The organism is Arachidicoccus sp. (assembly GCF_050436765.1).
Classification (GTDB): Bacteria; Bacteroidota; Bacteroidia; order Chitinophagales; family Chitinophagaceae; genus Arachidicoccus.
Map to the genome: position 1 here is coordinate 1 of NZ_JBNQGD010000406.1, position 15,595 is coordinate 15,595.

At 37.6% G+C, this 15,595-nt stretch carries 14 protein-coding genes; 2 read left to right on the forward strand and 12 right to left on the reverse strand.

Annotated features, from left to right (window positions below):
* Positions 1-30: 30 nt before the first annotated feature.
* From ACQR30_RS16825 to proS, 7 genes are all read right to left on the reverse strand, one after another.
* The gene (locus ACQR30_RS16825) at positions 31-507 is read right to left on the reverse strand and encodes a methylated-DNA--[protein]-cysteine S-methyltransferase (RefSeq protein WP_429736927.1); all 477 of its coding nucleotides are present in this window, start codon (positions 505-507) and stop codon (positions 31-33) included.
* A gap of 63 nt (positions 508-570) precedes the next feature.
* On the reverse strand, positions 571-1,908 hold the full coding sequence (locus ACQR30_RS16830) for a dihydrolipoamide acetyltransferase family protein (RefSeq protein WP_429736929.1): 1,338 nt from the start codon (positions 1,906-1,908) through the stop codon (positions 571-573).
* Positions 1,909-1,992: 84 nt separating this feature from the next.
* On the reverse strand, positions 1,993-3,240 hold the full coding sequence (locus tag ACQR30_RS16835) for a competence/damage-inducible protein A (protein WP_429736930.1): 1,248 nt from the start codon (positions 3,238-3,240) through the stop codon (positions 1,993-1,995).
* 23 nt (positions 3,241-3,263) lie between these two features.
* Positions 3,264-4,505 carry an MFS transporter gene (locus ACQR30_RS16840; protein ID WP_429736931.1) on the reverse strand — a complete coding sequence of 414 codons (1,242 nt, stop codon included), beginning with the start codon at positions 4,503-4,505 and terminating at the stop codon, positions 3,264-3,266.
* Positions 4,506-4,581: 76 nt separating this feature from the next.
* On the reverse strand, positions 4,582-5,613 hold the full coding sequence (locus tag ACQR30_RS16845) for a Smr/MutS family protein (RefSeq protein WP_429736932.1): 1,032 nt from the start codon (positions 5,611-5,613) through the stop codon (positions 4,582-4,584).
* A 16-nt stretch (positions 5,614-5,629) separates the two neighbouring features.
* A complete protein-coding gene (gene ygiD / locus ACQR30_RS16850; RefSeq protein WP_429736934.1) occupies positions 5,630-6,463 on the reverse strand; it encodes a 4,5-DOPA dioxygenase extradiol in 834 nt (277 codons plus the stop codon).
* Between the two features lie 102 nt (positions 6,464-6,565).
* Positions 6,566-8,044, reverse strand: a complete 1,479-nt coding sequence (gene proS / locus ACQR30_RS16855; protein ID WP_429736935.1) for a proline--tRNA ligase — start codon at positions 8,042-8,044, stop codon at positions 6,566-6,568.
* Positions 8,045-8,303: 259 nt separating this feature from the next.
* Between proS and ACQR30_RS16860 the strand changes: the two genes are divergently transcribed.
* A complete protein-coding gene (locus ACQR30_RS16860) occupies positions 8,304-9,230 on the forward strand; it encodes a hypothetical protein (RefSeq protein WP_429736937.1) in 927 nt (308 codons plus the stop codon).
* A gap of 369 nt (positions 9,231-9,599) precedes the next feature.
* Here ACQR30_RS16860 and lpdA read toward each other — a convergent pair whose 3' ends face one another.
* Complete coding sequence (gene lpdA / locus ACQR30_RS16865; RefSeq protein WP_429736938.1) at positions 9,600-10,904, reverse strand: dihydrolipoyl dehydrogenase; 1,305 nt, start codon at positions 10,902-10,904, stop codon at positions 9,600-9,602.
* 183 nt (positions 10,905-11,087) lie between these two features.
* Positions 11,088-12,287, reverse strand: coding sequence for a bifunctional 3,4-dihydroxy-2-butanone-4-phosphate synthase/GTP cyclohydrolase II (locus ACQR30_RS16870; RefSeq protein ID WP_429736939.1), 1,200 nt, complete (start codon positions 12,285-12,287; stop codon positions 11,088-11,090).
* Between the two features lie 114 nt (positions 12,288-12,401).
* Here ACQR30_RS16870 and ACQR30_RS16875 point away from each other — a divergent pair, with 114 nt between their 5' ends.
* Positions 12,402-13,361 carry an ion channel gene (locus tag ACQR30_RS16875; protein WP_429736941.1) on the forward strand — a complete coding sequence of 320 codons (960 nt, stop codon included), beginning with the start codon at positions 12,402-12,404 and terminating at the stop codon, positions 13,359-13,361.
* Between the two features lie 159 nt (positions 13,362-13,520).
* Here the strand turns inward: ACQR30_RS16875 and rlmB are convergent, their stop codons facing one another.
* The 3 genes from rlmB to trpA form a co-directional block, all read right to left on the reverse strand.
* Positions 13,521-14,291: a 23S rRNA (guanosine(2251)-2'-O)-methyltransferase RlmB gene (gene rlmB, locus ACQR30_RS16880; RefSeq protein WP_429736942.1), complete on the reverse strand. Its 771-nt coding sequence runs from the start codon at positions 14,289-14,291 to the stop codon at positions 13,521-13,523.
* A gap of 136 nt (positions 14,292-14,427) precedes the next feature.
* A complete protein-coding gene (gene hisH, locus ACQR30_RS16885) occupies positions 14,428-15,015 on the reverse strand; it encodes an imidazole glycerol phosphate synthase subunit HisH (protein ID WP_429736943.1) in 588 nt (195 codons plus the stop codon).
* A gap of 36 nt (positions 15,016-15,051) precedes the next feature.
* The coding region (trpA, locus tag ACQR30_RS16890; protein ID WP_429736944.1) for a tryptophan synthase subunit alpha at positions 15,052-15,595 on the reverse strand (544 nt) is incomplete at its 5' end.

Consider the following 15,595-nt stretch of genomic DNA (forward strand, 5'->3'; position numbering starts at 1 on the left):
ATTAAAACTCGAGCGCTGTAACCTGCTTAATTAATCAAACAATTTGGTCTGTGTGAAAATACCTTCATGATAAAGTAGCCATTCTTTCCGCCATAACCCCCACGCATAGCCTGTAAGTCCACCACTAGTAGCAATTACACGATGACAAGGGATAACAATTGCAAACCTGTTTTTCCCATTGGCTGTACCAACAGCACGAACGCCTCCCTCATTATTTAAAAGTTTAGAGATCTGCAGATATGTTGCGGTACTTCCAAATGAGACTTTTTTTACCTGCTCCCAAACACTTTGTTGAAATGCGGTACCATCAATTACAAGAGGAATACTAAAGGACTTCCTTTTCTTATCGAAATATTCAGTCAATTGTACTACTGCATTTTTTGTCAAGGTACTCTCTTCAACATCGTCCTCCGCCTCCTCAACAAATAGTATAGAAGTAACAGCGACTTCATTAGCCTGAATCTGGATCAGTCCAACAGGCGTTTCTAAGTATGAATGATTAAGCATTATATAATTGATATAGACAAAAAACAGTCACCCAAAAAATAAAGTCGCTTCTTGTATGACGCTTTATATCGTTTTCTTTAAATCCCAGTTTTCAATTTCTGTCCCAACTTCACTCAAAAAAGTGGAGCCCAAGGCACCGTCAACTATGCGGTGATCATAGCTCAAGGAAAGTATCATCATGCTACGAATACCAATTGTGTCACCTTGTGCTGTTTCAATTACGACGGGACGTTTTTTGATAGTACCGATAGCAAGTATTGCAACCTGGGGCTGATTGATAATAGGTGTTCCGGTGATACTACCGAAGCTGCCTACATTGGTTACTGTAAAGGTTCCTTCTTGCGTGTCCGACGGTTTCAGGTTATTATTACGGGCATTTTGAGCAGTTGTATTTACCGCTTTGCATAGCCCAACAAGATTTAAATGGTCTGCATTTTTAATAACCGGAACAATTAAATTTCCATTAGATAAAGCAGTTGCCATTCCTATATTGATATTTTTTTTCACGATAATCTTATCACCATCAACAGAACTGTTGATCAATGGATGACATTTTATGACACGCGCAATACATTCAATAAACATGGGTGTAAAAGTAATCTTCGTGTGCTCTCTTTTTTCAAAATCCACTTTTATTTTGTTACGCCATTCTACCATGTTGGTCACATCTACTTCTACAAAACTTGTCACCGTTGCACTAGTATTTTGACTTTCTTTCATATGATGCGCTATCAACTTACGCATCCTGTCCATTTCAATTATTTCTACATTCTCACCTAAATAACGATTAAGTTGCGGTTGTGCGGTCGCTGCGACGGCAGGTTTTTGTTCAACTGATTTTTGAATAGCGGAAGAAGGCTTCTTTCTATTTTCCAAATAGGCTAAAATATCTCTTTTAGATAAACGGCCTTCATTGCCAGTACCAGCAATACCTGCCAACTCATCCGCATTGATCCCCTCTTGCTTAGCTATACTTAAAACTAATGGCGAATAAAAACCATTATTATTTTCTGATGTAATCTCGCGTTCAGATCTAATATTATTTTCCGCGACTGTCCTCTCCATAGGTACATAAGGAATGTTGCTTGCGTTTTCTGTATCAAGATTAGGCACCTGCGTTTTCTGTATGCTTTGCCGATCTGTTAAAGGCTGCTCCTCACCTTGTGTTTCGATAATGGCGATAATGGCTCCTACGGGAGCTACATCATTTTCTTTAAAACGCAATTCTTTAAGGACGCCATTCACGGTGGACGGAACTTCACTATCTACTTTATCTGTAGCAATATCCAAAACGGCCTCATCTTCTTGTACAGAATCTCCTACACTTTTTAGCCATTTTAATACCGTTGCTTCTATAATTCCCTCACCCAATGCGGGCATTGTTAATTCTATTAAAGCCATAGTTTATTTTTATGCGTCATTAATTAAACAAAAAGGACTGCGGAAAAGTACGATTTAGTTTTCAATTGTAAAAATAATACAGCGTTAACCTACTTCCTTAATTAGTAAACGCAATAGATTAAAAGCATTATTGGCTGTAGCTTCCATATTTTTTTCTCTATTATATCTAAATGATAATTTTTGTGTTTTTGTGATAGTTTTATTAGCTACCGCTATCCAAACAGTGCCTACTGGTTTATCCGGACTTCCGCCATCTGGTCCTAGAATCCCCGAAACTGCGATTGCATAATCCACATTGATTATTTCGAGAACATTCTTAGCCATTTCTATTACTGTTTCTTCGCTAACTGCGCCATAGGTTTTAATAGTTTCTTCTTTTACATTTAAAACATTCTCCTTAACACTATTATCGTAACTCACAATAGACCCATAAAAATATCTGGATGCACCAGGTATGGCTGTAAGCAGATGGGCAATATAACCCCCTGTACAGCTTTCCGCCGTTGCTATAGTCTTATTTTTTCGCAATAATAATTGGGCGATGGCCTCAGGAATACTTATGTCTTCATTGGTAATAATGATCTCTGGAATTAGTTCTTGCAATTGATTAAAATATTCATCAATAACCGAGTCACGATTTATCTCTAATTGCTCTGTCAAACGAAGACGTACAATGTTAGCACCAGGAAGATATGCCAACTTTATGCTAGTGGGTAACGAAGTCTCAAAATCTTTTATTTTTTCTGCCAAAAAAGACTCTCCCAGCCCACAAGTAGTAACCGTACGATGACGAATCGGCGTCGCAACAAATCGCTTTTTAAGTTCAGGTAAAATATATGCCTCCATCATTCCTTGCATTTCATAAGGGACGCCCGGCAGGCTAAAAAATATCTTACCCTTCTGCTCAAAATGCATACCCGGAGCTGTTCCTCTAGCATTCTGTATTACTTTACAAGTATTAGGGACTTCGGCTTGTTTATAATTACTTTGTATCATAGGACGATTGTAGCGTGCAAAAATTTGCTGTACATTTTGTAATGCAGCTTCATCGATTATTAACTCCCCATTAAAATATTTATTCAATAAAGGCTTCGTTATATCATCGGCAGTTGGGCCAAGGCCGCCTGTAATAATAATGATATCGGCCACTCTTTGTTCTTCTTCTAAAGTGTTCCAAATATCATCCCATTTATCACCAACAGCAATTCTGCGTTTTACCCAAATCCCTATACTATTTAATGCCTGACCAATCCAAGCACTATTCGTGTCAACAACTTGCCCGATTAACAATTCATCACCAATGGTAATGACAGTAGCGGAAATATGATTCATTCGTTAAGATTATTTAATTAAAATTAAATCGGCACCGTATCTTCTTCTATATAATTTAGGTCTTTGCTAAATGTCTCCTTTAATTTACTCAAAGAAAATAACGCCACCGCAGTAAGGAAAAACAACATGATATATGCGGAAGCAATAATATGAAAATGCGGTACTAAAAGCTCAAAAAGAAACGTAATTGGAATAAGCGAACCTCTTACAAAATTGGGAACAGTAGTTGTTACAGTTGCTCTTATATTGGTGCCAAACTGTTCAGAGGCAATCGTTACAAAATTTGCCCAGTAGCCAACTCCTATACCAATGGCAAAAGCCAGCCAATTCATCTGCTCATTGGAGATGCCTTTAAAACTTAGATAATAGGAACAGGTAATAAGCGTAACAAGACAAAATATTAGAATAACAATCCGTCGAGAACGTAAAATCTGCGCCAAAAATCCGGCAAATATATCGCCCAATGAGATACCTATGTAGGCATACATAATTACAGTGCCAGCGTCCAATGTTTTAGGTGCGCCTAAAGCCTTTCCGATCTCAGGAGATTGTGCCAGTAATATGCCGACAACATACCACAAAGGCATACCAATGAGTATGCAATGCATATATTTCCAAAATCTTTTTTTATTGTTGAATAGCATCCAGAAATTACCTTTTTTCACGTTACTTTTTGCAACATCATTATACAAGCCCGATTCAAAAATGCCCAATCGCAAAAACAGTAAAACAAATCCTAAAACACCCCCAACGATATAAGCATTCCTCCAATCGAAATAATGAGAAATCTCTTTAGCCGCAATGACGCCCAACAGTCCAATTGCTGCCACAATCATTGTACCATAACCGCGTTTTTCTTTACTCATAGTTTCTGAAACTAAAGTTATTCCTGCACCTAGTTCACCGGCTAAACCTATGCCAGCTATAAAACGGACAAATGCATAGGTTTGGGGTCCATGCACGAAACTATTACAGATATTGGCAATGGAATATAATAAAATAGAACCGAACAATACTTTAATCCTGCCAACGCGGTCGCCCATTATACCCCAAAGTATACCGCCTAGTAATAAACCAGCCATTTGCATATTGAGAATATATTCACCTACTTTTCGTAAATCTGTTTCGGGCACACCAATTTCCTGAAGACTTTTTACTCTTACGATGGAGAAAATAAGTAGATCATAAATATCCACAAAATAACCAAGTGAGGCTACGATTATAAGCAGTGCTACATTTCTTTTCAGCGCAGTATTAGATGGCATTTAATTTTTATTTTATCACACAAAATACAACAAATTAAAATTTTAAATGCCTTCAAGAAGAAGAATATTTTCAGTTTTAATATTGAAAAAATATTTCTGTGGCACCATAGCCAAAACGTACATCATACTGATTGACAAAAGTTTTGACCTCTTTTTTTGCCTTAAGGATATGGTGTATTTCTTCGCGCAACACACCTTTGCCTACGCCATGAATAACAATAAGATTGGGTTGCATGTTCGCAACAGCAATCTGATACCATTTTTCAAATTCTTTTAGTTGCATTTGTATGATTTCAAAATTATTCAGTCCTTTCCAATTATTGGAAATCTTCTCAATATGTAGATCTACCACACTGCGGACGGGAGGCAAATGTTCTTTTATTTTAGAGGCATCATATACTTTATAGCCAGCTTTAGAAAGACTACTTAGGTCTATTTTGTTGTCTTCTATTACTTTTTCAGGATAAGTCTCAAAAAGTTGATAAGAAAGAGTGGGCTCACTTTTATCTTTCAGTTCCTCCACCTTTTTAAATACTTGTTTAGGTCTTAGTTTGAGTTCAGTTTCATAAAATTCAGCATGCTTTTTATCCGGTTTTGCCAAGGAAAATTCAACTGAGAAAAGGGGACTATCATTGAGTACCGAAAAATCTAAATCCTGTATATACACCTCTTTTTGTTGGGATATTTCGGCCTTTAGCTCAAACTGTAATTGGCCGTTTGCATCCTGGCGATAATAAAAGCGGAGCATATCATCGGTGTGGTTGACTAAGTAAACTTTAAAATAATCTACCATGTCATCTCCAAATTCATCAAATGAATATTTGGGAATAAAAGTAAGCCAAGCGCCAACGGAAGCTTTGATCTGATTTGTTTGAACTTTTTTTTCTATTGGTATCTGATCAATATACGTTTTGTCAATCTTTTTTTCCGGAATTACTTTTTTTTGAAAAAAGCGATTAAAGTAAGGAAAATCTATTTGATCTGTCTGTATGGGAAAACGCACGCCACGTACTTCTACTATCACCATTTTCTCATTCAATATTTCCTGTACACGGCCTTCTTCATTTGTTTGCAATACTAATATTTCGTCTCCTATTTGATATTTCATGGTGCAAAAATAAACCTTATTGAAATAATATGGAAGTCATATTTAAAGATCCGCCAACAAGATTGTCATTGAAGAAGAAAGGCTCTTCATTTTTTCCTTGCAAAGCCAATGTATAAATGAGTGGATAATAGTGATCAGGAGTCGGAATGGCTAAATGTGCAGCCTGACCAAGCCCCTGATAATTGATAAGTGCATCATGCTCGCGACTCTCAATTTTACTCTTAAATACCTCATTAATCTCTAAAGCCCAATCGTAGCCATAATTTTCCTGATTTAATTTATGCCAATCGACCATTCGAAGGTTGTGAATGATATTTCCGCTACCAATAATTAATACGCCTTTTTTGCGTAGACTTTTCAACTCCCCTGCTAATTGATAATGGTAACTAGCGGGTTTGTGGTAGTCGATACTTAATTGTAAAACCGGAATATTTGCTTCGGGGAAGATATGCCGAATAACTGACCATGCGCCATGATCTAAACCCCAGTCATGATCGAGTCCAACTTGCGTCTTTTCAACAATGGATTTTATTTCTTGGGCTAACGAAGGATTTCCTTCGGCTGGATACTCCACCTCGTATAAAGCATCAGGGAAACCACCAAAATCGTGAATGGTTTTGGGATTTTCCATCGCTGTCACATGGGTACCTTGTGTAAGCCAGTGTGCTGAAATAATGACCACAGCTTTTGGAGATTCTATATTTTGACCAATCAGCTGCCAACTCTTACTGAAAACATTTTGCTCAATACCATTCATTGGACTACCGTGACCGATAAAAAATAAAGGAGTATTCTCCTTTTGCGTTTTTAATTTATCAGTAAAATCTTTAAGAATATGAAGATTGGACATTTGACTTTATTAAGCCTTAAAGTTACGATGATTCATTGACGAAAAAAGCAAGCTAATAAAACTTGCTTTTAAAAAACTTTTAAAAAATGAGCTAAAAATATTTTAATAGGATCTTGCAAATAAAACTCTTTGTGTGCTTGGATTTCCGCTTAAAATGCAATTGCCTTTCTCTTGAGGATTGTTTAATGGAATACAACGTATAGTCGCCTTTGTCAACTCTTTTATTTTATCTTCTGTTTCTGCTGTGCCATCCCAATGTGCAGAAACAAAGCCAGTCTTTTCATCCAAAGTTTTTAGAAATTCTTCCCAAGAATCAACTTTTGTAATATGCTCTTCTCGAAAATCCATTGCCTTATTAAACATATTTTGGTGAATTTCCGCTAACAAATTTTCAACTCTCTCTGCTATATTTTCTAAACTATGGGTCGCTTTTTCTTTAGTATCTCTTCGTGCCACTTCAATTACATTATTTTCTAAATCTCTGGTGCCAATAGCCAAACGAACAGGAACTCCTTTCTTTTCGTGTTCCGCAAATTTCCATCCCGGGCGGCTATTTTCAGTATCATCGTATTTAACACGAATGTTCTTTGCTTTTAAAGCAGCCATTATTTCGTTTACCTTTTTATCGATAACTGTTTTTTGTTCTTCACCTTTATAAATAGGCACAATCACCACTTGGAAGGGCGCAATTTTGGGCGGTAAAATTAATCCTTCATCATCACTATGTGCCATTATTAAAGCTCCAATCAATCGCGTCGAAACACCCCAACTGGTTGCCCAAACATAATCCAACTTATTTTCCTTGTCACTAAATTTAACATCAAATGCTTTTGCAAAATTTTGACCAAGGAAATGTGAGGTTCCTGCTTGTAAAGCCTTTCCGTCTTGCATCAAGGCTTCTATACAATAGGTGTCTTCCGCCCCTGCAAAGCGTTCACTTTCTGTTTTCACCCCTTTTATTACCGGAAGTGCCATATAATTCTCTACAAAATCAGCATATACATGCAACATTTTCTCTGCTTCTATTAAAGCTTCTTCTTTTGTGGCATGTGCGGTGTGACCTTCCTGCCAAAGGAATTCCGCTGTACGCAAAAACAAGCGCGTGCGCATTTCCCAGCGAACGACATTAGCCCATTGATTAACCAAAATTGGCAAATCTCGATAAGATTGTATCCACGTCTTATATGTATTCCAAATAATAGCTTCAGAAGTAGGACGGACTACCAATTCTTCTTCCAACTTAGCTTCCGGATCGACGATTAATTTCCCCTTGTTATTAGGATCTGCTTTTAAGCGGTAATGCGTAACAATAGCACATTCTTTGGCGAAGCCTTCAGCATTTTTCTCTTCTGCTTCGAATAAGCTTTTAGGGACAAATAATGGAAAATAGGCATTTACATGACCCGTATCTTTAAACATCTTATCCAATACATCGCGCATATTTTCCCATAAAGCAAATCCATATGGCTTAATTACCATACAGCCACGCACGGCACTATAATCGGCCAATTCTCCTTTAATTACTAAATCATTGTACCATTGTGAATAATCCTGTGAACGAGATGTAATTTCTTTGCTCATATGTTTTAATAATTGTCTTGTCTCCGTTTAATGATGTTTTTAAAATTAACTTTTTATTACCATAGTGAAATTAAATAATTTTTCTTCCTAAAGTCAAATAATAAGCGCAGCAAAAGTACTAACTTCGTAAGTAAATTTATAATCAATGTTACAAAGTTTTAAATTTTAAGAATTAAACCAAATAAAAACATACGATAAGTAGCAACTTGGTATTTTACTCCGTTTATAAAGTAGCAAAAATTCTATTAAAAGATTAATCATGAAAAATAATTTATTACTCGTTGGTATTGTCTCCCTAATGTTGGGAGGTTGTACTGTTGTGTACCAGTCTGCACCAGGGCAGGATTACGCATATAATAACAGCAGTCCTTCCTATCAAGACCAACAACAGCAAGATAATCAGGAATATAGTGATGATGATGGTTATTCTGATGACTGGGATGCAGACACTTCAGCTAGCCCCGAGCCTAAAATAGACTTTAACAGTGGCGCATACGATGATGGTTATGTCTATAATCCGTCATATTTCGGTTCTAACTTTTATGCTGGCAACCCATTTTGGGGATTAGGACTATATGGAGGCTGGGATTCTTGGGGTTGGAATGGTTATTCTCCTTTCGGATGGGGTCTGGGAGTGGGTTACGGTTGGGGAGGTTACTATGGCTGGGGTAGCATTTACTCTAGTTGGGGAGGTATTTATGGTTGGCCGGGTTATTATGGATGGGGATATAACAGGTGGGGAGGCTACTACGGTGGATATCATAATTGGGGATACGCCCCCTACATTGTTACTCGCGCTCAAAGACATACCGTTCTTACTAGAAGAGGAGAAGTAGTTAATCCTTCTGCGTCAGCTTATGCAAGAAACTCTTCTTCACGTCTTGTTGCTCGCGATATGAATTTGAGTAATACAAGGGGCGTCAGGGCTTATGCTCCGGTAGAACGCAGTAATAATATTTACAATTCCAATAATAGAAGCTATACCCCGTCAACGAGAGGTAATAGAGAATACACCCGACCTGATACACGTAGTTATTCCCCTTCGGAAAGATCAGCGCCTATACGTAGCTACTCTCCTCCAGAAAGGTCAGCACCTACGCGTAGCTATTCACCTCCGACAAGAAGTAGTAGTTCTTACTCCGCACCTTCGCGCAGTTACTCCCCTCCAGCAAGAGGTCGCCGATAATTAAGGGGTATTCTGATATAAAAAGAGGCTGTCTAAACATCAAGCAAATCTTCAACTAATTTATCACAAGGTGAAAGCCGAAAATTTATTCATAAAAAGGGAGAGGTGGCGACGCCATCTCCCTTTTTATGAATAAAGATTATTTAAAAACTATTTCCTAAAATCAGGATTTTCTGTGTCTAGTTTAAAAATAGCATCAGGTTCTTCTAAAAAGCCGCCACAAAATCTGCAGCGGCTATTTTTATACTTAATTGTTTAGTGGTATTAAATATCTGTAGCTTCACCGTAAGCCACTGCGGTCGCTTCCTTAAAGGCCTCACTCATAGTTGGATGCGGATGAATTGCATTTAATATTTAGTGGCCGGTTGTTTACAGTTTTCTGGCAACTACAGCTTCAGCAATTAAATCAGTGACGTTTAAACCAATCATATGTGCACCTAATAATTCACCATATTTGGCATCGTAAATTACTTTTACAAAACCATCGGTCGCTCCTGCGGCGGTTGCCTTACCAGAAGCGATAAAAGGAAATTTACCTACTTTTAATTCATAGCCTGCTTCTTTTGCTTGTGCTTCTGTCATTCCAACCGAAGAAATTTCTGGCTCACAATAGGTACAACCGGGAACATTTCCATAATCAATTCCTTCAGGTTGATGTGCTAATTTCTTTTCATTATAAGCCATGTGTTCAGCCGCATTGATGCCCTCTTTGCTAGCCTTGTGCGCCAAAGCCTGATGTGGGGTACAATCTCCAATAGCATAAACTCCTGCTACATTGGTTTGTTGGTATTTATCTACAATTATTTTCCCTTTCTCTGTTTTGATACCTAACGTTTCTAGACCAATATTTTCAACATTTGCCACGACGCCAGCTGCGCTCAAAACGATGTCGGCATCAATCGTGAATGTGCTGCCATCTTTCTTTTTCACAGTAGATTTTGTACCTGTACCTGAAATATCTACGCTTTCTACGCTTGCGCTTGTATAAATTTCAATGCCTTGTTTTTTGAATTGTTTTTCTAGTTCCTTAGAGATATCTGCATCTTCTACCGGAACAACTCTGTCTGCAAACTCAACAATGGTTACTTTTGTTCCGATGCTGTTGTAGAAGAACGCAAACTCAGTCCCAATAGCACCACTACCCACCACCAACATAGATTTTGGTTGTTCAGATAAAACCATTGCTTCACGGTAACCAATTATTTTTTTACCGTCTTGTGGAATATTAGGTAATACGCGGCTTCTACCACCGGTAGCTATTACGATGAATTTAGCTTCCAAGGTTTGCTTGCTGCCATCTGCGGCGACAATTTCTACCTGAGATTTTGTTTTTAATGTTGCCGTACCCATTACTACATCAATCTTGTTTTTCTTCATCAAGAATTGAACGCCTTTGCTCATTTTTTCGGCTACACCCCGGCTACGTTTTATGATTGCCGCAAAGTCTGCCTCTATTTTTTCGGCCTTTAAACCATAAGCATCTGCATGCTTAAAATAGTTATTTACCTGGGCACTTTTCAACAATGCCTTGGTAGGGATACAACCCCAATTAAGGCAGATGCCACCTAGACTTTCTTTTTCTATAATTGCTACCTTAAATCCTAACTGAGAAGCGCGGATTGCTGCAGGATAACCACCCGGGCCACTTCCAATTACCAATACGTCGTATGCCATATTATTTTGATTATTAATTTTATAAAAAAATTCTTTGCGAAAATAAGACAATTTGCCTTAAGAACGATAAATTAGGAATGAGGAATTATAAAGGGGAATTTTAAAACAAGACCAAAGTTGCTTACCATTTGAAGTACATTAAAATCTACCAATTTGTGGCAGGTTTCGTAATTTTCTTAAGCATTATTTCAAAATATCATGTCCCATTTTATCTCTCTTGGTCTTTAAATACTTCTCATTGTGTTCATTGGGAATAGCTTCTATGGGAACAACTTCCAATATCTCGATGCCATAGCCACTGAGCCCGGCTCTTTTACGCGGATTATTACTCATTAAGCGCAATTTGGTCGCACCTAAATGACGTAATATCTGAGCCCCCACCCCGTAATCCCTTTGATCCGCTTTGAAACCCAATTGCAAATTTGCTTCTACCGTGTCTAAGCCTTCTTCTTGCAATTTATAAGCGTGTAATTTATTTATCAAGCCAATGCCTCTTCCCTCTTGATTCATGTACAAAACAATGCCTGTACCTTCTTTCTCTACCATCTTCATGGCCGCATGCAACTGATCGCCGCAATCACAACGCAAACTACCCATGATATCTCCGGTCAAGCAACTCGAATGCACACGTGTAAGTACAGCATCTCCTTCCTTCCACTCCCCTTTGATTAATGCTAAATGTTCGGCTGCATTGTTCTTTTCTTTAAATGCAATCAAAGTAAAATCACCATATTTAGTAGGCATTTTTACACGAACTTCCTCCTGGATTAAAGAATCAGTTTTTAATCGATATTCAATCAAATCCTTAATAGAAATAATTTTTAAATTGTGTTCTTTTGCCACAACTTCCAGTTCTGGCAGACGTGCCATTGTTCCATCTTCATTCATAACTTCCACTAAAACACCAGCGGATTTAAACCCGGCCAGACGAGCCAAATCCACAGCAGCTTCCGTATGACCCGTTCGGCGCAAAACACCCCCATCCTTAGCTCTTAGCGGGAAAATATGTCCCGGTCTTCCAAAATCTTCCGGCTTTGTATTTTCGCCCACGAGTGCCAATATGGTTTTTGCACGATCATGTGCACTAATACCCGTTGTGCACCCATGACCCAATAAATCAATGCTGATCGTAAAAGGTGTTTCGTGCAATGCCGTATTTTTGGGTACCATTAAAGTCAAATCCAACTTATCTGCAATGGATTCAGCAACAGGCGCACATATCAAACCTCGCCCGATTTTACTCATGAAATTGATTATTTCAGGAGTAATATTATCAGCAGCAGTTATAAAATCACCTTCATTCTCACGATCTTCATCATCCACGACAATTACCAATTTACCATTTTTGATGTCGTCAATCGCACTTTCAATCGTATCCAACATATATTTTTTTTTGTTAAAATAAATAATTGACAAAGTTACAACTTATTAAGATATTAGTAAAAGTTAAAAAGGATGCTTTAACTTTTCGTAGGTTTGTATACATAAAATAAAACAATGGCGCTGCGCAAAAAAATCAATCCATTTTCGCATACCAATAACGACACTGGTTTTGGATCCAAAGGCGACAATTATGGCGGAAGGTTTATCAACAAAGACGGTAGCTATAATTTACGCAAACAGGGCATACCACTTAGAGAACGTTTTAGTATTTTCCAGGCAATGCTTGATATGCCAAGATGGAAGTTTATTGCTACGCTGGTTCTTTGTTATTTAGCGGCCAATGTTTTTTTTAGCTTAATTTATATACTCATTGGTATTAATGGATTTCAAGGCTTTATAAACAAGAGTAATTGGAGTAAGATAAAAGAGATTTTTTTCTTTAGTACGGAAACCTTTACCACCGTAGGCTATGGTCGAATAAATCCTATAGGGGATGCCGTAAACTTAGTAGCTGCTTTTGAAGCGATGATAGGTTTTTTATCATTTGCCATTGCGACCGGTTTATTATACGGACGTTTTTCAAAAGCCAAGGCACATATCAGTTTTAGCCACCACGCAGTGGTAGCTCCTTACAAAGATATTACAGCATTGATGTTTCGATTAGCAACCCATAAAAACAAACACTCTCTTACCGATGTAACCATTAAAGTGAATCTTAGTTTACTGCTAAATGAAAATGGAGAATCTACCTATAAGTTCTACGATTTACCGCTTGAACGCAATCGCGTAGATTCATTGATGATGAACTGGACAGTAGTGCATCCAATTGATGAGAATAGTCCCTTACTAGGGCTCACGGTAGAAGACATGCAAAACTTAGACTTCGAATTGTATATACTCATAAGAGGCTTCGATGATGTATATTCCAGTAATGTGTTGAAACGAACATCTTATACTTTTGATGAAGTAATCTTTAATGCCAAATTTGTCCAAATGTATCACGAAAGCGACGATGGTAAAACGACTCTCCTGGATTTGGATAAATTAGGTAAGTATGAATTGTTGGATTCTTAAGTATGAAGAAGGCATTTTTAATTTAAGTACCAACTTCTTTTAAGAAATTATTTTGAGATTGTTTTCCTTTGCTCATCTTGAAGAGCAAAGCAGCCAACTTTGTAAGCAACAGACAATCGAAACAGCCTTAAAGAATATATCGGCGGCTCTTTTTGACGATTAAACCATTCTCTGTTTTAATGCTTCGTACAAAGAAATACCAGTAGCGACCGAGACGTTTAAAGAATCGAAATCACCTTTCATGGGAATTGAAAACTTAGCATCTGCTGCCTTGGAAATATAAGACTGTACTCCATTTTCTTCGCCACCCATCACAATACAACAAGGATCTTTAAGGTCCAACTCAAATAATTTCCGTTCTGCATCCATCTCACTGGTAAAAACTTTTATACCATTCAAATGCAATTCGTCAACTGCTTTAAGTAAACTGTTTACCCGACAGATCTGTATTTGTTCCAATGCCCCAGCGCTGCTTTTTATGGCGTCTTCATTTAAAGCGCCTACACCCTTATCGGGAATAATGATTGCATGTGTGCCGGTGCATAAGGCACTTCGTGCAATTGCACCAATATTACGTACATCGGTAACCCCATCGAGCATTAACAGTAAAGGCGTTTCACCTTTATCATTTATCCAATCAATTATTTGCTGCAAATCCTGATAGACCACCGAAGACTTAAAAGCAACCACACCTTGATGGGCGGTATTGGTCAGACTATTCAATTTTTCCATTGGTACATGTTGCACCGGGATATTTAACTGGTTTGCCTTGTGCCGAATCAAATTGATGGCTTCTCCAGTAGCGTTTTTAAATAATAATATTTTATCAATATTATCACCAGCTTTCAAAGCCTCTGTTACCGGATTGCGACCGACAATAATATTTTTTTTTGGCTGATAATGATTTGTCTGCTTTTTATAAAAGGGCATGGTATATTGTTATGTTGCGCTAATAATTTATTTGATTTATCTATCTATTTATTTCGTCCTAAAGTTACACTTCTATTTTTAAAAGACGGCATCATTAGGGACGCTCTGTGAAGCCCCAAAATTATCCCTACACGGTTTACGTTTTCTCAATAAAATTGCGTAAGATCAGTTCACCCGTTGCAGCACTCTTTTCTGGATGAAACTGCACTCCGTAAAAATTATTTCTATGTAGTGAGCTACTGTAGGGCTGAATATAGTTGGTTTTGGCGATTGTATGTTTGCCTATAGAAGCATAGTAACCATGCACTAAATAGATGAAGCTGTCTTCTCGTACTCCATCAAATAGTGGGGTTCGCAAATCATAAATATTATTCCAGCCAATCTGGGGCACCTTAAAGTCTTTTGATTGGAATTGTTTGACTTCTTCATCGAAAATGCCCAAACATTCGGCATTGCCTTCTTCACTGCGCTTGCACATCAATTGCATGCCTAAACAAATTCCCAAGACAGGCTGCGTAAGATTTTTAATAAGCGAATCCAAATCTCTTTCACGCAAATATTTCATGGCACTGCTTGCCTCTCCCACCCCCGGAAAAATGACTTTATCCGCACCTTTAATTTCTTCAAAGTCATCTGTAACGACAGCTGCGAAGCCAATACGCTCTAATGCATACAAAACAGACTGTATATTACCAGCATTATATTTTACAATGGCTATTTTCATCCGTTATTGGTTGTCTGTTATATTTTAAAATACTTTTTATAAAATAGATTGTAAAAAACTGGCAGTTTCTTTTTCTATCCCCTTACCTCCGCTCAATGCTTTTATATAAGCGCTGCCAATAATGGCCCCATTTGCATTCTTACATACGGTTTGAAACGTTATTCTGTCTTTCACACCAAAACCCACTAATATAGGGTTTTTCAAACTGAGGTTTTGCAAATGACGTAAATAACTTTCTACCAAAGAAAAATCCTTTTCATTACCCGTAGTTGAAGAAGAAGAAACGGCATACAGAAATCCGGTACTTAATTCATCTAATTTTTTAATACGCTCTTCAGAGGTTTCAGGAGTAACTAAGAAAATAAAATCTAATCCATGTTTTTTAATAATCTTGCCGTAAGAAGTTTCAAATTCATATGGAGGCAAATCGGGTAAGATTAATCCATCTACACCAACTTTTGCGGCATCCTCACAAAATTTTTCAAAGCCATATTGCATTACAGGATTCATATAGCCCATTAAAATAATGGGTATCCGAATGGCCTCTCTGCAGTTCTGCAATTGCTGAAATAATAATTCT